This is a genomic window from Hymenobacter terrestris, assembly GCF_013377905.1.
GTDB classification, from domain to species: Bacteria; Bacteroidota; Bacteroidia; order Cytophagales; family Hymenobacteraceae; genus Hymenobacter; species Hymenobacter terrestris.
Genome location: NZ_JABKAV010000001.1, coordinates 151,793 through 170,755 on the forward strand (window position 1 = coordinate 151,793; position 18,963 = coordinate 170,755).

At 62.8% G+C, this 18,963-nt stretch carries 12 protein-coding genes; 6 read left to right on the forward strand and 6 right to left on the reverse strand.

Annotated features, from left to right (window positions below):
* Nucleotides 1-87 precede the first annotated feature (87 nt).
* The gene (locus tag HW556_RS00665) at nt 88-2,652 is read left to right on the forward strand and encodes an alpha-amylase family glycosyl hydrolase (protein WP_176897024.1); all 2,565 of its coding nucleotides are present in this window, start codon (nt 88-90) and stop codon (nt 2,650-2,652) included.
* A gap of 292 nt (nt 2,653-2,944) precedes the next feature.
* Here the strand turns inward: HW556_RS00665 and HW556_RS00670 are convergent, their stop codons facing one another.
* Complete coding sequence (locus HW556_RS00670) at nt 2,945-3,547, reverse strand: fasciclin domain-containing protein (RefSeq protein ID WP_176897026.1); 603 nt, start codon at nt 3,545-3,547, stop codon at nt 2,945-2,947.
* Between the two features lie 225 nt (nt 3,548-3,772).
* Between HW556_RS00670 and HW556_RS00675 the strand changes: the two genes are divergently transcribed.
* Entirely contained in the window at nt 3,773-5,269 is a 1,497-nt protein-coding gene (locus tag HW556_RS00675; RefSeq protein WP_176897028.1) for a M28 family peptidase, read from the forward strand.
* A gap of 21 nt (nt 5,270-5,290) precedes the next feature.
* Here the strand turns inward: HW556_RS00675 and HW556_RS00680 are convergent, their stop codons facing one another.
* The gene (locus HW556_RS00680) at nt 5,291-7,465 is read right to left on the reverse strand and encodes an FUSC family protein (RefSeq protein ID WP_176897030.1); all 2,175 of its coding nucleotides are present in this window, start codon (nt 7,463-7,465) and stop codon (nt 5,291-5,293) included.
* 181 nt (nt 7,466-7,646) lie between these two features.
* Here HW556_RS00680 and HW556_RS00685 point away from each other — a divergent pair, with 181 nt between their 5' ends.
* Nucleotides 7,647-10,262: a PAS domain-containing sensor histidine kinase gene (locus HW556_RS00685; protein ID WP_176897032.1), complete on the forward strand. Its 2,616-nt coding sequence runs from the start codon at nt 7,647-7,649 to the stop codon at nt 10,260-10,262.
* An 89-nt stretch (nt 10,263-10,351) separates the two neighbouring features.
* Nucleotides 10,352-10,759 carry a response regulator gene (locus HW556_RS00690; RefSeq protein WP_176897033.1) on the forward strand — a complete coding sequence of 136 codons (408 nt, stop codon included), beginning with the start codon at nt 10,352-10,354 and terminating at the stop codon, nt 10,757-10,759.
* Nucleotides 10,760-10,874: 115 nt separating this feature from the next.
* Here the strand turns inward: HW556_RS00690 and HW556_RS18865 are convergent, their stop codons facing one another.
* A complete protein-coding gene (locus HW556_RS18865; protein WP_176897035.1) occupies nt 10,875-12,761 on the reverse strand; it encodes a MutS-related protein in 1,887 nt (628 codons plus the stop codon).
* A gap of 209 nt (nt 12,762-12,970) precedes the next feature.
* On the opposite strand from HW556_RS18865, the gene HW556_RS00700 reads away from it, so the two are divergent.
* Both HW556_RS00700 and HW556_RS00705 read left to right on the forward strand, forming a co-directional pair.
* Nucleotides 12,971-13,762, forward strand: coding sequence for an energy transducer TonB (locus HW556_RS00700; protein WP_176897036.1), 792 nt, complete (start codon nt 12,971-12,973; stop codon nt 13,760-13,762).
* 85 nt (nt 13,763-13,847) lie between these two features.
* Nucleotides 13,848-15,422 carry a DNA integrity scanning protein DisA nucleotide-binding domain protein gene (locus tag HW556_RS00705; protein ID WP_176897037.1) on the forward strand — a complete coding sequence of 525 codons (1,575 nt, stop codon included), beginning with the start codon at nt 13,848-13,850 and terminating at the stop codon, nt 15,420-15,422.
* A gap of 131 nt (nt 15,423-15,553) precedes the next feature.
* On the opposite strand, the gene HW556_RS00710 is transcribed toward HW556_RS00705, so the two are convergent.
* The 3 genes from HW556_RS00710 to HW556_RS00720 form a co-directional block, all read right to left on the reverse strand.
* A complete protein-coding gene (locus HW556_RS00710) occupies nt 15,554-16,069 on the reverse strand; it encodes a PaaI family thioesterase (protein WP_176897038.1) in 516 nt (171 codons plus the stop codon).
* A 128-nt stretch (nt 16,070-16,197) separates the two neighbouring features.
* Complete coding sequence (locus HW556_RS00715) at nt 16,198-16,755, reverse strand: PPC domain-containing DNA-binding protein (RefSeq protein ID WP_176897039.1); 558 nt, start codon at nt 16,753-16,755, stop codon at nt 16,198-16,200.
* A 163-nt stretch (nt 16,756-16,918) separates the two neighbouring features.
* Nucleotides 16,919-18,898, reverse strand: a complete 1,980-nt coding sequence (locus HW556_RS00720) for a DUF3857 domain-containing protein (RefSeq protein WP_176897040.1) — start codon at nt 18,896-18,898, stop codon at nt 16,919-16,921.
* Nucleotides 18,899-18,963: the final 65 nt, after the last annotated feature.

Genomic DNA, 18,963 nt, shown 5'->3' on the forward strand with positions numbered 1-18,963 from the left:
TACCGGCACTATTAGCGGTTGACAGCGTTGGGCAAGGCAACCCGGGGGCTGTATCTTGGTCCCTGGTTTCCGAATCATTTTTACCGCATGAAACAACTCGTACTTCTTCTGACCCTGCTGACCGGGGCCCTCAGCCTCCGCGCCACCCCGCTCACGTTTCGGGTCGATATGCGCCAGCAGACCGTTCCGGCCACCGGGGTGCACGTGGCGGGCACCTTCCAAAGAGCCGCCGGGTACGCCGCCGACTGGGACCCGGCCACCACGGCCCTCACCGACCCCGACGGGGATAAAGTGTACGAGTTGACGGTGAACGTACCGGCCGGCACCTACCGCTACAAATTCATTAATGGCAACGGCTGGGATGGGGCCGAGCCCGTGCCGGCCACCTGCGGCCAGGACGACGGCGGCGGCAACTACAACCGCATGGTGACGGTGGGCTCCTCGGCCCTGCGCCTGCCGGCTATTGCCTTCAACGGCTGCGCCACCCGGCTGCGCTTCGTGGTGAACATGCAGGGCCAGACGGTTTCGGCCGCCGGAATCCACGTGGCCGGCAACTTCCAGGCCCTGGCCGGCTATGCCACCGACTGGGACCCGGCCGCCACCAAGCTCACCGACGACAACGCCGATGGCGTGTACGAGGCCGAAGTACAGCTGCCCGCCCCGGGCCGCTTCCAGTACAAGTTCATTAATGGCGACACCTGGGCCGGGGCCGAAATCGTGCCGGCTGACTGCGGCCAGGATGACGGCAGCGGCAACCGCAACCGCACCGCCGAGGCCCTCCAGGATGCCAACTTGGTCGGGCCAGTGTGCTTCAGCAGCTGCGCCAGCTGCGGGGCTTCGCCCACCAACTATACCACCCACTGGTGGAACGACGCGGTGTTTTACGAGGTGTTCGTGCGCAGCTTCTACGACAGCAACGGCGACGGCAAGGGCGACTTCAAGGGCCTGATGCAAAAGCTCGACTACCTCAACGACGGCGACCCGGCCACCACCACCGACCTGGGCGTAACGGCCCTGTGGCTGATGCCCATGATGGAGTCCCCGAGCTACCATGGCTACGACGTGACCAACTACCAGGCCACCGAGCCCGACTACGGCACCATGGCCGAGTTCGAGGCGTTCATGGCCGCCGCCCACGCCCGGGGCATCAAGGTAATTATTGACCTGGTGCTGAATCATTCTTCCGAGCAGCACCCCTGGTTTACGCAATCGGCCAGCAGCGCCACCAGCCCCTACCGCGACTGGTACCGGTGGTCGGCTACCAACCCGGGCTACTCGGGGCCCTGGGGCCAGCCAACGGTGTGGCACCCGCGCAACGGCAGCTACTACTACGGCATTTTCTGGAGCGGCATGCCCGACCTGAACTGGAACAACCCCGATCTGAAAAAGACCATGTGGGATGCCACCCGCTTCTGGCTGAACAAGGGCGTGGACGGCTACCGCCTCGACGCCGTAAAATACCTTGATGAGAACGGCCTGACGCTGGAAGACACCCCCGCCACCCTCGACCTGCTTCACGAGTTCAACGGCGTGGTGAAGCAGGCCAACGCCAACGCCTTTACCGTGGGCGAGGCCTGGTCGAAAACCCCGGCCGTGCTGCCCTACGTGACCAACAACCGGCTGGACGTCTGCTTTGAATTTGATCTGGCTGAAGCCATTGTGAATGGGGTAAGCTCGGGCAGTGCGGCCGGGCTGCGCAGTCAGCTGCAATTGGTTGATGCCACCTACCCCAAGCTCCAGTACGCCACCTTCCTCACCAACCACGACCAGAACCGGGTGCTGGGCCAGCTCGGCGGCAACTTGGCCCGCATGAAGCAGGCGGCGGCCCTCTACCTCTCCATGCCCTGCGTGCCTTTTCTGTACTACGGCGAGGAAGTGGGCCTGCTCGGCAGCGGGGCCGATGAGGAAAAACGCAAACCCATGCAGTGGACGGCCGGGACCAACGCCGGTTTCAGCACCGGCACGCCCTGGCGCAGCCTCAACAGCAACTACGCCCAGTTCAACGTGGCTACCCAGGCCGCCGACCCGGCTTCGCTGCTCAACCATTATAAGAAGCTGATTGCCCTGCGTACCACCCACGAAACCCTGCGCAAGGGCTACCTGCTGCCCGTAACTACCACCGGCACCAGCCTGCTGAGCTACGCCCGCGTGTACGGCACGGAGGCCGTTGTAGTAGCCGCCAACCTGGGTAGCAGTACCATCAGTCAGCCGAAGTTCATGCTCCCGCTCTCGTCGTTATCGGCGGGCAGCTACCGGGTTACGGAGCTTTACTCGGGCCAGACTGTTGGCACGCTCACCCTTGATGCCCAAGGCGGTTTCAGCAACTGGCAACCTAGCACCACGCTGGGCGCCAACGAAACCTGGCTGCTGCGCCTCACGCCCCAGACCGTTACCAGCACCCAGACGGCCCGGCAGCTTTCGGCCCAGCTCTACCCCAACCCTGCCCGCCAGCAGGCCCAGGTGGTGGTAGCCGATCCGGCCGGCCGCAGCACCGTTACCGTGTTCGACCTGCGCGGCCAGCTCCGCCAGCAGGCCACCTTCAGCGGCCCCCGCTACCAGCTTGACACCAGCCTATGGCCCGCCGGCACCTACCTGGTACGGGTGCAGTCCGGCAAACGCACCACGGTGCAGCGGCTGGTAGTGGTGCAGTAGGCTGCTCGCCCGCCGCTTTGGTTGCAGAATAGTAAGCGTGGTCATCTGACCGTAGCTAGCTGAACTGCCGTCCACTAAAGCCCGGGGGAGCAAACGCAACGGGAGGCTTCTCGTGCTAAAACCACGATAGGTGCTATTGAATAAACCAAAAGCGCCACCCCATGAATTATCATGGGGTGGCGCTTTTATGTTGCTGTTTGATTAAGGAAACGATTGTAACCGTTCTCGGGCCGAACGCTACGCTACTCAATAAAGCAGGCAGTTAAAGCCCTCTGTTCAGCAACTGGGAAATCTACTGGGGCATCAACACCTGATTGATTACGTGGGTTACGCCGTTGCTCGACTTTACGTCGGCTTTCACGACAGTAGCGCCGTTAATCATCACGGTACCACCGCTGATGGTCACTTTCAGCTTCTTGCCATCAACCGTAGTAACTTCCTGGCCATCGGTGAGGTCGGCGGCCATTACGCTGCCGGGCACTACGTGGTAGGTCAGGATGCCAGCCAACTTCTCTTTGTTTTCTGGCTTCAGCAGGTCGTCGAGCGCGCCGGCGGGCAGGGCGTCAAACGCTTCGTTGGTGGGGGCAAATACCGTGAACGGACCACCGCTGGTAGCCTTGTCGGCGAGGCCGGAGGCTTTGAGGGCAGCGGTAAGGGTGCTCATTTGCGGTACACCCATGGCATTTTCAGCCAGGTTTTTTCCGCTCGTGTCATCCATGCCCATATCTGCGCCATCCGTCGCAACTGGAGCAGTAGCCATATCCGTAGTTGCCATGTCCGTGCTGTCGGTAGCGGCAGTGTCCGTAGTATTGGAACAGCTTACGCTGCCAAATGCCAGGGATGAGGCAATGAATACAGTGGCCAGGGTGCGGAACGGGAGGTTTGTGGTTGTCATCTTCATGAAGAAAGGGGCTAAGGTTTTGGTTTATAAGGTTTACAAACTTGACACTGAACATATTGTTCAAAAGTTTAGCTATTCCGTAGTTTGCTGACATAAACACTCCTTAAAAAAGTGCAACAACCCAAGGCGAGCCGGCACCGAAAGAGTTTATTTCAGCTAGCCGGCTGTTGCAACACCTGATAACAGACGTCCTTTTTCAATTCAATACATCTCGCATCTATGACCCTCCGCTTACCTACCCTACTACTTGCCGGCCTGCTACTGACGGCCACCGCTACGTCGGCTCAGAAGTCCCGGCCGGCCCCGGCCACCTCGGCCAGGAACGCCGAGTCGGCCATTAAAGAAGCCGACCTGAAGCGTGACCTGTTCGCGCTGGCCGGCGACAAGTACCGGGGCCGCGAGGGGGGCACGCTCGACGAGCTACGAGCCTCGAGCTGGCTGGCCGAGCAGATGCGGGCCATTGGCATGCAGCCAGCCGGCGACGATGGCACGTATTTTCAGTGGTTCAACCTGCGGCGCACCCGCCTCACGCCGGCCAGCACCTTGCGCATTGGAGGCCGCACGCTGCGGCCGGGCCACGAAGCCGTGGTGGTAGCCCCCGTGAATGCCCAACTGAAGGCTAAGCTGGTTTTTGTGGGCACGGGCACGCCGGCGGAAGTGGCCAAGGCCAAAATAAAAGGCAAGGCGGTAGCCGTACAGCTTTCGGGCGAGCCCACCGATGGCATCAGCTACCGTCGCTACCTGTTTGGCAAGCTGCGCGAGCAGGCCGCCGAGCTGGCTAAGGCCGGGGCCGTGGCCGTGGTGTTCGTATCAGACGATAAGGCGCAGGCGGTTTACGAGCATTGGAGCCATATTTTTGAGCGCGGCCGCTATGGTCTGCCTGCCGACGAGTCGTTGAAAATTGTGGGCGACCAGCTGCCGGTAGTGTGGCTGCCGATGTCGGAGGCCGAGGCCCTCAGCAAGTCGGGCCAGGAGCTGGTGGCCGATTTGCGGGCCGAAACCTTCCTGTACCCATCGGTGAACATCGTAGCCAAGCAGCTTGGCACCGATGCCCAATTAAAAAGCCAGCACGTCCTGTTCAGCACCCACCAAGACCACGACGGCGTGCGCGCCCCGGTTGCCGGCGACTCGATTTACAACGGTGCCGATGACAACGCCACCGGCTGCGCGGCGCTGCTGGCTATTATGCGGGCATTTAAGCAGCAGCCGGCCAAGCGTTCGGCGCTGTTTGTGTACCACGGAGCCGAGGAGCGCGGCTTGCTGGGCTCGCGCTATTTCTCCAATAAGCCCACCGTGCCCCGCGAATCCATTGTGGCCGTACTCAATGCCGAAATGATGGGCCGCAACGCCCCCGACTCGGCCGCGCTGCTGGGCTCCACCCCGCCCCACCTGAACTCCTCGGACCTTGTAAAAACCGCCCTCATGGCCAATCAGACCGGCCCCAAGTTCAAGCTGGATACCGAGTGGGATAAGGCCACGCACCCCGAGGGCTGGTATTTCCGCTCCGACCACCTACCCTACGCCCGCCTGGGCATTCCGGCCGTCATGTTCACCTCGCTGCTGCACGCCGACTACCACACGCCCAACGACGAGCCGGCCACCATCGACTACGGCAAGCTGCGGCGCATGACGCAGTGGCTGTACCTGACTGGCTGGGCCGTGGCCAACCGTCCGGCTGCACCCGCCCGCGAGCCGGGTTTCAGGCTGGAGCGGTAGTAGTTGGTTTTACCCGGCCCATCACCCAGCCTGCTCTTCCTGCCCCGCCACTGTTTCCGTTACCCGGTTGATGTCGCCGCTGAGCTTCTGGATAAACTCTAGTTGCTCGCCGAGCTGAACGTCGTCGGTTTCGGGCGTGGTGGCGGGCGGCAGCGGGGCGGGCTGGGGCTCTTCGGGCAGGTTGGGCTCACCGAGACGCAGCAGGCCGCGCCGCAGTTGCTGCTGCGCCTGACGTAGCGCTTTGAGGTTGGCGGCCGATAGCGTGGGGCGGATTTCGCCGGCCAGCAGCGCCGAGGTAATGGCCGCCACGTTAGCCGCCAGAATGTGGTTGAGCACCACGAACTCGTGCACTTCGGCCGGGTGGCGCTGCTTGGTGCGGGGCTCAGAAAGCATGCGCTGGAAGGCCGCGCCGAGGTTGGCCGATGTCACGTACACCTCCTTACGGGCCAGCTTGTAGTCGAGCAAGGCTACGGGCGAACCCAACAGGGCCTGTTGCAGCGTGCGCAGGTACTCCAGGTTGGCCCGCAGTACCGGCCGCAAAAAGCCCTGCAGCTGCTCCGACTCCCAGCGCGGAAACAGCAGGTAACCAACGGCAAAGGCAATGCCGCAACCCAGCACCGTATCGAAAATGCGCTCCTGCACCACCCGCACGTACCCTTCGCCCATAAAGCTGAACAGAATGAGCACAAAGGGGGTCATGAAAACAACCGTAATCAGGTAGTTGAGCCGGGCAAAACTGAACGACACAATCATAAAGCCCACCATCAGCGCCAGCAATACCAGCCGGTCCGAAATCAGCCAGAGCATTACGGCGCCCAGAATTCCGCCGAGCAGCGTGCCCATTATGCGCTGGGCATTACGCTGCTTGGTGAGGCTGAAGGCCGGCTTGAGCATGTAGGTTATCGTCATCAGCACCCAGTAGCCGTGGTAGCCGGCCAGCATTTCGGTGATAATGAAGCCGATGAGGGAGGCCACCAGCATCCGGAGCGCATGCCGGAAAATGCCCGAGCGTAGCGTGAGCTGGCCCGTGAGCTGGCGGAGCGTAAACTGCTGGTGGGCCACAAACCGGTCGAGCTCCAGGCCGGTTGTGCCGTTGGCCTGCAGGGTGAGCAGGGGCGCGGCGGCCTCAGCAAAGTACCGCTGCATGCTCTGCAGGCGGGTTGTGAGGTTGCGCAGGTTTACCAGAATTTTGCGCAGGGGCAGCACCGAGTCGGTCTGGGCGGGGGCGGCTTCAAAAGCATCGAGGCGGGTTTTGAGCTGGTTGAGGCCGGCCAGCAGATCGGGGCGGGCGGGGCGGTAGGTGTAGTTGCCCTGGATAGCAAAACCCACCTGCTCCAGCTCGGCAGCAAGCGCGTCAATTTCGCTGGCAAATGCATCGAGCAGGCCATCGGCCTCGAAGCGGCGGTGCAGCTCGCCGTAGTCGTAGCTCGTGATGGTGATCTGTTCATAGAGATCCACCAGATCCACGAAGGTGAGCACCAGCCGGCGGCCCGTGTCGGATGACTCGCTGACCAGCTGGCGGGTTTTGAACAGCAGCTCGCGCACCACATCCTGCTTTTCGCTCACGCGCACCTGCTGGGCCACCAGGCGGCGGTAGTCGGCCTCCAGGTTGGTGCCGGTGCGGTAGAACTCGGCCTTGAGGCGCAGAAAGCCCGCCACCGCCAGCACGGCCTCGCCCAGGGCCTGCTGGGCTTCGCGGTAGGGCCGCAGCCGGCTGAGGGCCAGCGCCAGCGCTAAGTACCACACCCCGCCCGCCATCACCAGGCCGGCATTGCTGAGCACCTGGCTGGGCGGCAGCGGCTTATCGAGCATCAGAATCATGACCAGCAAGCCGGCCGTACCTACGGCCCCGGCCCGGTTTCCGTACACGAGCAACATAGTCAGCCAGAAGCTGACGGACACTACCAGCGCCCCCAGCAGCCACGGATACGGCTGCACCAAACCCGTCAGCAGCGCCATCAGGCCGGTGAGGGCTACGGCGGCCAACCCACCGTTGCGCTTGTGGAGCGGCGGGCCGGGCGTGTCGGTCAGGCTCACGCACAGGGCCCCCACCGACATGGCCACGCCGGTTTCCAGCTGCCCGAGCAGCCCCAGCACCAGGCCGGGCACCAGAATGGCCAGCGTGGTGCGCAGGCCGTCGGAAAACTCCTGGCTCGAAAAAAAGTAGCGCAGCTGGCGAACGGAGGTGGCGGACATGCGCGGCGGCAAACGAGGTTTAGGGAGCAGGCTGCAGGCTACAGCATGGCGGCTTGGGCGCAATTTGCAACGCCCCGCCCATATTCTGCCCCGTAGGCGGTTGTAATCTGGTGGCGGGCCGGTATCTTCGTTCCCCTACTTTTGTTTGGTTCGATCTTCAGCCCAACTTATGCCAGATGAGATGCGGCCGACCCTACCGGCTGATGCTCCGGCTCCCGATGAGCTATTAAATACCCTGCTGGAAGTATCGCAGACGGGCGTGATGCTGATGCGCCCCATTTCCGAAGCGGAAGGCAGCATCGTCGATTTTGACCTGGAATACCTTAACCCGGCTGCTCAGCGCCTGCTCGGGCAGCCGGAGCGCCCGCCCCAGACCCTCCTCGAAATTTTTCCGCACGCGGGCTTTGCTACGGGAATATTTGCTTTCTACCGCGACACGTTCGAGTCGGGTATCAGCCGGCAGGAGCACTTCAACTACCAGTACGACGGCATCGACGGCTACTTTCGGGTAGTGGCCCGGGCCCAGGGCCCGCTGCTGGTCGTGAGCATCGCCGACGACAACGACACCCCGCGTACGGCCATGCAGGAAGCGCTGCGCCAGAGCCAGCAGGCCGAGCAGCAGGCCCGGGCCGCCGCCGAAACCGAGCGCAACCTGCTGCAGGCCATTATCACGCAGGCTACTGTAGCTATTGGCCTGTTTCAGGGTGATGATTGTACGGTAACTGCTGCCAACGACCTGATCTGCGCTATCTGGAGCTACTCCAAGGAGCAGGTGCTGGGGCGGCCCCTTTTAGAGGCCGTGCCCGAGCTGGTGGGCCAGGGCTTCGATGACCTGGTGCGGGAAGTAGCCCGCACCCGCCAGCCATACATAGGGCAGGAAGTACCGGCCCAACTACGCCAGCCCAGTGGGCAAATAGAAACGCGCTACTTCAACTTCGTCTTCCAGCCGCTCTACGGCCCGGCGCAAGAAGTGCTGGGCGTGGTAGATATTGCCGTGGAAGTAACCGAGCAGGTGCTAGCCCGCCGGCAGGTACAGGACCTCAACCAGGAGCTGGCCGCCATCAACGAGGAGCTGCACGCCGCCAACGAGGAGTATCAGTCTGCCAACCTGTGCCTGCTCGATGCCCAGCAGCAGTTGCAACAGCTCAATACCGAGCTGGAGGAACGGGTGCAGCGACGCACCGCCCAGGTGCAGCAGGCGCTGGAGGAGGCCGAGCACCAACGTGGGCAGGCCCGGCTACGGCAGGAATTGCTGGGCCAGATTCTGGGCCAGGTACCGGCCATCATCGTCACGTTCAGCGGCCCCGACCACCGCTTCACCTTCTTCAACGAGCACTACCAGCTTCTGGCAGGTGGGCGGGCAGTGCTGGACCGCCCCTGGGTCGAATGCATTCCCGAAGCCGTAACGCAGGGACTGGCAGCTATGGCAGACGGAGTGTATAACACCGGCCGGCCGCTTGTAACCCGCGAAACGCCCGCCGAGCTGGCCCACGAACCCGGCCAGAACCGCTACTTCGACATTACGGCCCAGCCCCTGCTCGATGCGCAGCAGCACGTGCGGGGCGTGCAGGTGTTTGCCATGGATGTAACCGAGCGGGTGCTGGCACGGTCGGAACGCGAAACCCGCCAGCGCGAGCTGCAGACCATTTTCGAGCAGGTACCGGTGCCCATTACCATTATGCGGGGCCCCGAGCTGGTAGTAGAGCTGGCCAACCAAGCCATTTGCGAGCTGTGGGGCCGCAGCCCGGAGCAGGTAATGGGCCAGCCTTACTTCGAGGCCGTACCTGCCACTGCCGGCCAGGGGTTCGAAGAGATTCTGGCGGGGGTAATGCAAACCGGCGAAACATTTTTCATCAATGAGCAGCCCGTCCAGCTCGACCGTTCCCACACCGGCCGGCCACCGCTGGGCTACTTCAACTTTGCTTTTCAGGCCCTGCGCGACGAAACCGGTACCATCAGCGGCTTGGTGGCCATCGGTACCGAGGTAACTGAGCAGGTGCTGGCCCGCCAGCAGGTGCAGGAGCTTAATGAGCAACTGGCCGCCATCAACGAGGAAATGCAGGCCACCAACCAGCAGATGGCCGACACCAACCACCGCCTCAGCCGTACCAATGCCGACCTCGATACGTTCGTGTACTCTGCCTCACACGACCTCAAATCGCCTATTACCAACGTAGAGGGGCTGCTGCTGGCCCTGCGCGAGCACCTGCCGACGCAGGCTTACGAGCATGAGCACGTGCCGCAGCTGCTGGCCATGATGGAGGACGCCGTCGCCCGCTTCCAGCAGACGCTGGTCCACCTCACCGACGTGTCGCGGATTCAGCAAAGCGCCAGCGACCAGCTGCCCGAGGCCGTAGACTTACCCTCGCTGGTAGAAGCCGTATGCCTCGATATGGGCCCCGAGCTGGCCGCCGCCGCCGCCACGCTGGAAACCGAGCTCGACGGCTGCCCTACCGTACAGTTCTCGGCCAAAAACCTGCGCTCGGTGGTCTACAACCTGCTCAGCAACGCCATTAAGTACCGCATGCCCCACCGCCCACCGCATGTGCGGCTGCACTGCCGCCATGTGGGCCGACAGGTAGTGCTGGAAGTACACGACAACGGCCTGGGCCTAAGCGAAATGCAGCGCCAGGAGCTGTTTAAGCTGTTCCGGCGGCTGCACAACCACGTGCCGGGTTCGGGCGTAGGCCTGTACATGGTAAAAAAGATAGTGGAGAATGCCGGTGGCAACATTGAGGTGCGCAGCGAGCCAGGCGTGGGCACCACCTTTACCGTATTTTTACCTGCCACCGAGTAGCTTCGTTGCCCGTTGGGCTACGCCGCCCGTTAAGCAACTACCCGCAATAATTCGCCCTTAACCAGCAGCGCGAAACTTACCATACCTGTATGCAAAAACTACCGAGTGTTCTGCTGATTGACGATGACCAGACCAACAATTTCCTCAACGAGCTGCTGATTAAGAAGCTGGACGTAACCGAGCGCGTGCTAGTGGCCGAAAGCGGCACCGACGCGCTGATCCTGCTGGCCCAGAACGCCCCCGATGCGCCCGACCTCATTCTGCTTGATGTGAACATGCCCGGCATGAGCGGCATTCAGTTTCTGGAGGCTTACCAGCAGCTGCCCGCCGAGCAACGGGGCGCCACGGTAATCGTGATGCTCACTACCACCATGGATGCCCGCGACCTGGGCCGCCTCGACGAGCTCTCCATTGCCGGCCTGGTCAGCAAACCCCTCACCAAAGAAAAGATGGACCACTTGCTGCAACTGCATTTCCAGCGCCAGCTGGGCAGTTAGTCAGCGCGTTGCCGTCCTGAAGAGGAAAAGGACCTGGGAAGTAGCTAATCGATGGATATAGCTACTTCCCAGGTCCTTTTCCTCTTCAGGATGCACGCATCATTTCAGCTTCCTATCAATCTTCTCCCACCTCAATGCCCATCAGCCGCATGAGTTGGCTGGCGTTGAAGGAGCAGCACATGCCGGGCGTAAGGTGGTAGTCGAAGCGCAGGGTCCCGTCGGGGTTGAGGTAGGAGTTGAAGCTGACATTGCGCACTTGGGCGGGCAGGTCGGTTTCGAGGGCAGCCAGTTCCAGGTCGTGGGTGCTGATGAGGCCGCTGGCAGCCCGCTCCCGCAGCTGGAACACCAGTGCCCGCGCCCCGCGGTGCCGGTCGGCCGAGTTGGTCCCCTTTAGAATCTCATCGAGCAGGTAGAACACCGGGATAGGACTTAGTGCTTCGTTTTTAGTGCTTAGGCTGTTGCCTGGATTACCTTCAACTTTTACCTGATTATCCGTCATGTCCAGCAGCAGGCGCAGGCGCTTGAGCTCGGCGTAGAACGAGGAGGTGCTTTCGGCCAGGTTGTCGTGGCTGCGCATGGCGGTAAACACCTGCGCGGGGCCGCACCGGAACGAGCCGGCTGCCACCACCGCGCCGGCCTGGGCCAGCACCAGATTCAGGCCCACGGTGCGCAGAAACGTGCTTTTGCCCGCCATATTCGAGCCCGTTACAATCACTGTCTGCCCGGTACCGGTGGTGCTGAAGTCGTTGCGCACGCCTTCGCCGCCGAACAGCAGTGGGTGGCCCAACGCGGTGGCCTCCACCGTCAGGGCCGCCGCCATCAGGTCGGGAGTGGCAAAAGTGGGGTTGGCGGCCCGGAAAGCGGCCAGGCTTACCAGCGCGTCCAGCTCGGCCGCGGCTTCGAGCAGCGGCTCCAGGCCCCCACTAATCCGCCGTTTCCAGCTTTCCAGCTGCCAGATACCCCACAAATCCCAGAGCAGCAGCGTATTCAGCCCGCCCGCCACGGCCGGGTTCTGGCGGGCCGAAAACCAGCCGGCAATGTTGCTCAGACGCTTCAGCAGCCGGGCGGCCGCCGTGTTGCCGGTATCGTGCAGGGTGCGGTGTAGCCGCTGCAGCGCCGGGCTCTGCCAGGTGCCGGCCTCGAAGTGCTCCAGCTGGTCGTGGGCGGCCCGCAACGCGTCGCGCATGGTGGTAGCGTGCTCGTAGTAGCGGGCTCGCACCTGCCCGAAAGCGCCATTGAGCACCACGGCCGGCAACAACAGCAGCAGCCACTGCATGCCGTAGCCGCCGAGCATCAGCCCTACGCCCGCCAGACTAAGCAGCGGCACCAGCCCCAGCAGCGGCAATATCCAGCCACGGCCCACGAAGAAATCAGGCTCGCGCAGCCAGCCGGCAAACTGGCGCGGGTCGGTTTCCTGGCGTGGGTAGTGGCGGGCGCGGGCCTGCCACTCCTGCTGCCAGCCGACTTCGGGGGCCAGCTCGGCGGCGGCCTGTTGGCGCTCCAGCACGGTTTCGGGCGCGGCCGGAGTCAGCAGCCAGCCCGCCAGCCAGTCTTGGCCCAGCCGCGAGGTGCTGCGGTTGAGGAGCTGAAACAGCGAGTGGTCGCCGAACACGTCGAGGTCAGCGGCATAGGGGTGCTGGGCGTCGAGGTAGCGGCGGCCGGGGTCGAAACCGGCCAGCTCGCCGGCCAGCCGGGCCAGCTCGTCGCGGTTGAGCTGGGCCAGCAGCCGATGATGCTCGCGGCGGTAGCCCACGGCATCGTGCCAGCGCACCAGCCCGATAAACACCAGGTAAGCGCCCACGCCCAGACCCAGCGCGGCAGCCGTCTGGCCCGCGCTCAGCAACAGCCAGACGCCCGCGCCGGCAGCCACAAATACGGCCAGTCGCACCAGCGCTACTGCCCGGTGCCGTCCGGCAAAGTGCGCCTCCTGCGCCCTATGCCGGGTTAGATTTTCCTGAAAGAGGTCGGCGGGGTTGACAGTGAGCGGGCGGTAATCGGACACGTTGGCGTGGTGCTTGAAAGGTTGGGGTGCTGGGACAAAGATACTCTCATCCCGAAAGGTGCGAAGGCGGCCATATTTCCCCGCAGTTCATCCCGCTTCACCGGCTCGTCTCTCCGTCCAAAGCTCGTTCTCGTCTAAATTCCGAACTTGAAGGGCCCCGGGTACGGTTGTTGTATCGGGCCGGCCGCATCTCGCCCCACTCTACTTCTATGAAACACGCTTTTCAATACGTTTGCCTGACCGCGCTGCTGAGCGCCGCTGCCCTTGCCCCCGCTTTCGCTCAGCAGAAACTCAAGTACCCCAAAGCGCCGCCCGCCAATGCCGTTTACGAGGCCGTAGAGCAGCCGGCCCTACCCGCCGGCGGCCTGGAAGCCTTCGCTAAATACCTGGCCGACAACCAGCAATACCCTACTGCCGCGCTGCAGGCCGGCGCGCAGGGCACGGTAACGGTGAATTTTGTGGTGGAGAAAACCGGCTCGCTCTCGGGCGTGGCCGTTGCCCAGCCTGGCAACGCCCTGCTCGATGCCGAAGCCGTGCGCCTGATTAAAGCTGCCCCCCGCTGGACACCCGCCCGGCACCGCGGTGGCATCGTGCGCCAAAGCCAGACCGTACCCGTCACGTTCCAGATTCCGGGCGAAGCAGGCGCGGCGGCCACAACCCCGGCTCCGGCCAGTGCAGCCGACGGCGGTACCCAGGTGGTAACGGCCGACCGGCCGGCGCGGCCCGTGGGCGGCACCGAGGCGTTTTTCGAGTGGATTCAAACCAACCAGAAATACCCCGCCCTGGCGCTGCAGCGCAAAATTGATGGCAAGGTGATGATGGAGTTCATCATAGAAAAGGACGGCTCACTCACCGATATCAAGCCGATAAAGCGCTTGGGCTCGGGGCTCGATGAGGAGGCCATCCGGCTACTGAAGGCGGCCCCTAAGTGGGAGCCAGCCCTGTATAAAGGCCAGCCGATAAAGCAAAAGATGGTGCTGCCGGTTGTATTCTCTTTATAAGCCCGACCGTTAGCAGGTAGTTGCCCGCCCTCGACGAGCAACCAACCGTCACTCGCGCACCCAATCCTGCCTCCGTCCTTCCGTTATGCTGTCTCCGCTGCCGCTGCTTTCTGCCCCGCCCGTTGCCTTCGGCACGCCCCTGCCGCTGCCCACCAACCACCCCATCTGGCCCTATCAGGCGCGGTTCCGGCAGGCGGCCCAAACGGTAGCCAACGGCCTGTTCGACGCCCTCGACGAAGACCTCGACCCGTACGTGTACCTGCTGGCACTGCCCCTAACGGCCGCCGGGCGCATCCATAACGACCTGTACGCGGCGGCCGAATTCGAGCCCGCCGACTCGGCCGTGTCCGCTCACCATTTCGCGCGGGTACTCGAGCGGGGCAAGGCCCTGCAGCTGGCGCACAACTGGGAACTCACCACCGACCCCGACGTGGAAAGTGAGGATATGCAGCGCCGCAAGCAGTTTGGCCGGGGTGTGCGCCTGGCCGTGCAGGAAGTGCTCGACGAGCTGGATGCTGCCGACAAGCGGCTGTCGTTTGCCGGCTGGCCGGCCCAGATTGGCCAATTCGCAGTAATGCCCGTGCTCCGGCTCAACCGCAAGGTGTACAACAGCTACCCCTCGCTGCAGCCCAACCGTTTTTATACCGATGGCCGCCAGCTGCCCCATTCGCTTATTCAGGCGGCTATTCTGCGCTTCAACGAAGACTGCATCAAGTCGCTGACCGAGCCGGAGCCGGGGTCAGGCCTGCTCATTCGACCTCGAGACGCCGACGAAATTATCCGCTCGGCGGGTAAGCTGTTTATGGATACGCCGGCCCAGGATATGGGCATGAACCCGGCCGCCACCAAGCTGTTCGCCACCTGCAACACCATTTCGTCGTTGCGCTACGAAGGGGCCGAAGGCGTGGGTAAGCTGCTGCTGGCCCGCCGCGGCCACCCCAACTTAGCAGAGGTATTCGCCCTCACCTGCCCCACCCCGCTCACCGATTACCGAGCCGTGCGCAAGCTGCTCGAAATGACGACCTCCGATGTGAGCCTGCTGGCCGACGGCGAGAACGTGTACGCATTGGGCCGGCAAATCGGCCAGTACGATGCCGCCCGGGAGGATTTGTTCGTCATCAGCTTTATCACCCACTATGCCTGGGAGTTTCAGCACGGCGGGCAGGTACTCATGCGCGCCCACTACGGCCACCCCAGCCTGCCCCGCGCCCGCCTCAACCGCACTAAGTTCCGCCGCGACCTGCGCCGCACGTTTGAGCTCACCGATTCGGCTAAAGTGGAAAAGCTCTGGGACGTGGTACTCGAAGCCAGCCGCCAAAAGCACGGCACGCTGCTCGTTATCACCACCGAGGCGCTGGCTGAAGCTGACCGCCTCAAGCTGCAGTGTACCCTCATCGAGCCCGTGCCGCTCACCCCGCTCATCACCCGCCTTGTCACGGCCATCGACGGGGCTGTGCTCCTCGACCCGGACGCGTTCTGCTACTCCATCGGCGTGATTCTGGACGGCAAGGCTACCGGCCGCGGCACCAGCACCCGCGGGGCCCGTTACAACTCGGCCATCCGCTACGTCGAAAGCAGCCCCTATCCCTGCCTGGCCATTGTAGTAAGCGAAGACGGCCTGATGGACGTGATTACGAAGGACAGTATGCTCGAGGAGTAGGTTTTAGGGGAGAACGTCATTCAGAGCGAAGCGAAGAATCTCGCGTGAATTGTTGAACAACAACTGTTGTAAAGGTTCACGCGAGATTCTTCGCTCCGCTCTGAATGACATTCTTTTTTAAGCCAAAAAAATCACCGCTTGCCCCGGAACGACCACGTAACCCGAAATACGGCCACTGTGTCGCCGGCTTCGTCGGTGCCGGTGCTAGTGGCCAGCACGGTGCGGCCCTCGCCGGTGGCGCGGCTTTCGGCAATGGCTTGGCCGATGGCTGCCCCATCGGGACAGGTAAAGCGGATAAGGCCCACGGCTTTCTTGGTGAAATCGGCTTCCAGGCCTACTACGAGCATGGAAACCGGCCCGCCGCTCTGCACGTGCATCATGGCCAGCAGGCCGCTGGCCATTTCGGCCGCCATGCTCAGGCAGGCGAAATAGATACTCCGAAACGGATTCTGAGTAAGGTACTTATAGGGCACCGTAACGACGCAACGCTCCGGCTGTACCTCGGCCAGGCGCAGGCCGGCCAGGTAGGCCATGGGCAGCTTGCGCAGCATAAATAACTTCAGCTTCAACGGGTTGCTGATGTCGCGGCGAAACTTCTCCAGGCGGGCGGTATCGGGGGCAGCAACGGAAGCGGGTTGGTTGGACATGGCGGGCGGGTTTTCCACAAGAAACGAAAATTGCTCGTCATGCCGAGTAAATCTCCCTTTGGCTCCTGCCTGGGCAGCAGCAGCCCCTCCCCTTTTCGAGTAGCAGCGGCTTTTGGCAGCCGGAAACGCTAATTTCGGTGTTTTTTAGCTGGGGCTGGTTGCTGTCCGGGCGCCTCGGCCGGAGCCGCCGCGGCGGGCCGCACCACCAGTTCCTGATAGCCAAAAGTGGGGTCGGTTTCACGCCGGAAATCCAGGGCCGGCAACTCGCCGATAACCAACTCGGCGGTGGTATAAATGATGTTGCCGTCGAGCAGGTGGCCGCCCAGCGTGCGGCCCGTCGAGTCGGCCACCGAGAGGTGCAGGTGGCTGCCATTGACTGAGAGCGTACCAACCAGCGACACGATTTCGAAATGGCCCTGGTATACCGTGGGCCCCTCCTGGTTGGCCAGCCGAAGCGTGGTCGTCGTCAGGCTACCCACGCCGGTGAGGATGCAGGCCGCCCGCAGGTTATGGGCCTGCGCGAAGGCCAGCAGCTCGCGCCGTAAGTCCTGCCCCGGCTTCAGCCGCAGGGCATACGTGCGCAAAGGCGAGGCAACGGCGGCATCGGTAGCGGGCATAGCAGGAACAGTTTGGGCAGCGGCCGGGGCAGTTATAAGCAGTAGCGCCGCGAGCAACAGACGAGGCATGGGCAGTTGAATAGTCAGAGTTGAAAGGTAGCTACTCAGCTTTGTTTGCTGCGCGCTTCGCGCACATCGTTGACCGATTATAAAAGCCGCCGCAACCTCATAGCGCGAGGTTGGAGCTTCTCGCTACGAGGTTGCGGCGGCTTTTGGCACGAGCCATAAACGCCTATTTCTTCTCCAGCACCAGCACCACTTTATTGAAATTAGCGGCCGCATTTACCACTTCGCGAAAGGCCTGAAAATCAGCTTTGGGCCAGCGGATCTGGCGGTAGTACTCGCGGATGGTGACCGTGACCTGCTGGCCCTGCTGCGCGTAGTCGGACTGGAACAGGAACTCGGGACCGGCGGCGGTGGGGCCAGCCTGCACGTCCATGTTCAGATCATTCAGGTTGCGCACCTGATAGCCGGCCGGCAGCGTGAACGTGATAGTGCGGTTGTAGCGGCGGTTGAATTCGTTTTCCACGTCAAACTGCCGCTCTTCGCTCTGGTACAGCTCCGACTGCGGCCCGAGCAGCGTCCCGACTTTAAACAGGTATTTGGGTCCGGCCCGGTCGAGCAGCGCCACCGACTCCAGCGTCGCATCCACGATAAACGGCTTCTCCAGCGGATTCAGGCCACTTTCCCCGTTCGTTACAGTCACCTTCTGGAAAACGGCATCAGGCACATTGGGTTTAATGATGCTTTCCAGCACTTCCTGGCGCTTATCGTCGGGTACGAAGGCTAAAAATGGCTGGATGGGCTGGGCCGAGTAGCCGCCCAGCGTCTGTTTGATGGTAACCGTGCTTTTGTCGAGGTTGGGGGCAAACTGCACCTGAATGGCGAGGTCGTTCGGGCTCTGGTCGGCGGTAGTAGTAGGGATGTCGCCGAGCGTGCCCACGGCCGTTTCTGTGCTGCCCAGCTGCACACGGCGCACAAACAGGCCCTTGTTGGCCGTCCACTCGGCCGGAATCAGGGGCAGGCGGTAATCGGCGCGGCCAGGGGCCAGCCACTGCTTGGTGGCGGGCAGGTAGAACGCCGGATTATCGAGGTAGTTCCAGGTATCGAAGGCCTCATCGAAGGCCGTTTCGGTACGGTCGGTGGTCATCACCAACTCGTTGGCAATGTTCAGGCGACTGAACAGCGCGGCAAACAGGCGGGCGGCGCCCATATCGGAGGCGGCGCGGGCGGCCAGCACGTCGGTGAGCTTTTCGGGGCCGCCGGCCGTGCCCAGCTGGAAGTTGGTTTTGAGGTAATTCTCCAAAACTGGCAGGGGCTGGTCCGCAGGCAATTTGAGCTGCTTCAGCAGTTTGTCCACAGCCTTCAGCTCGTCCTTGTTCCACTGGTATATCCGCTCGTGGAGGTAGCTGGCAGCATCGGACCAAGTGTAGGCCCGACGACGGCCCTGGTTGGCGTTGTAGGCCAGCTTGTACTCGAGGCGCTGACGCTGGGCAGCGGCGTGAGCAAAGCCCTCCTCGCGCAGGGCCGGCACATCGCGCAGCGAAAGGCCGATGATGCGCTTGCCCTCCCGCACGGAATCGGGCAGCAGGCCGCCGGGGTAGCGGTACATCTCAAACGTCAGGTTTTCGGGCGTGATGAGCTCCACCCGCAGGTCGCGCACGGGTACCTCACTCTGCAGGTATACCCGGCCAAACGACTGCACGGGCCGCTCGCGGGTAAACAGGTACTCGATTTCGCTGCCCTTCTCCACGCCTTCCACGGCAAACACCTTGAAGCCGCGGCCACCATCCTCGTCCTTGAGCTCCTTCATGTTGCTCTCGGCCACATCCACAATCACGCCCCGGGGGCTGATGGTGCGGGCCTTAAGCTGCACGATGCGCCCGCCCTCCTGCACCGGCAGGTAAATTTTATTGAACCGCTCGATGCCGTCGGAAGAATTCACGCGCACAATGCGGTGGTCGACCGAGTACAGGCGCATTTCCTGCCGGGCATTGGGCGCCAGCTCTTCGGTCCGGAAGTCGCGCAGCACCACGGCGGGTTGCTGGGCTTCGGCAGCTGTAAGAGTTGCGGGTTTGCGCTTGGCTTCCCAGTCGTAGCGGGCGTGGGTGAGCGTGGCGGGCAGAGCCTGGGCGTGCAGCAGCGCGGGCAGAAGCAGCAGCGCCAGTGCTAGCAGGCGGCCGGCCGAGAAGGAGGTTAGATAGTTGGTCACGAAGGGAAAATTCGGAGGGAGATAAAGAAGTATACTACCCGCTGTAGGGGCGGGGCTTGTCCCCG

Bases quoted from the DNA above. Each gene is read 5' to 3' on its own strand.
- HW556_RS00665 (WP_176897024.1), top strand. From the start codon at position 88: ATGAAACAACTCGTACTTCTTCTGACCCTGCTGACCGGGGCCCTCAGC.
- HW556_RS00670 (WP_176897026.1), bottom strand. From the start codon at position 3,547: ATGACAACCACAAACCTCCCGTTCCGCACCCTGGCCACTGTATTCATT.
- HW556_RS00675 (WP_176897028.1), top strand. From the start codon at position 3,773: ATGACCCTCCGCTTACCTACCCTACTACTTGCCGGCCTGCTACTGACG.
- HW556_RS00680 (WP_176897030.1), bottom strand. From the start codon at position 7,465: ATGTCCGCCACCTCCGTTCGCCAGCTGCGCTACTTTTTTTCGAGCCAG.
- HW556_RS00685 (WP_176897032.1), top strand. From the start codon at position 7,647: ATGCGGCCGACCCTACCGGCTGATGCTCCGGCTCCCGATGAGCTATTA.
- HW556_RS00690 (WP_176897033.1), top strand. From the start codon at position 10,352: ATGCAAAAACTACCGAGTGTTCTGCTGATTGACGATGACCAGACCAAC.
- HW556_RS00700 (WP_176897036.1), top strand. From the start codon at position 12,971: ATGAAACACGCTTTTCAATACGTTTGCCTGACCGCGCTGCTGAGCGCC.
- HW556_RS00705 (WP_176897037.1), top strand. From the start codon at position 13,848: ATGCTGTCTCCGCTGCCGCTGCTTTCTGCCCCGCCCGTTGCCTTCGGC.
- HW556_RS00710 (WP_176897038.1), bottom strand. From the start codon at position 16,069: ATGTCCAACCAACCCGCTTCCGTTGCTGCCCCCGATACCGCCCGCCTG.
- HW556_RS00715 (WP_176897039.1), bottom strand. From the start codon at position 16,755: ATGCCTCGTCTGTTGCTCGCGGCGCTACTGCTTATAACTGCCCCGGCC.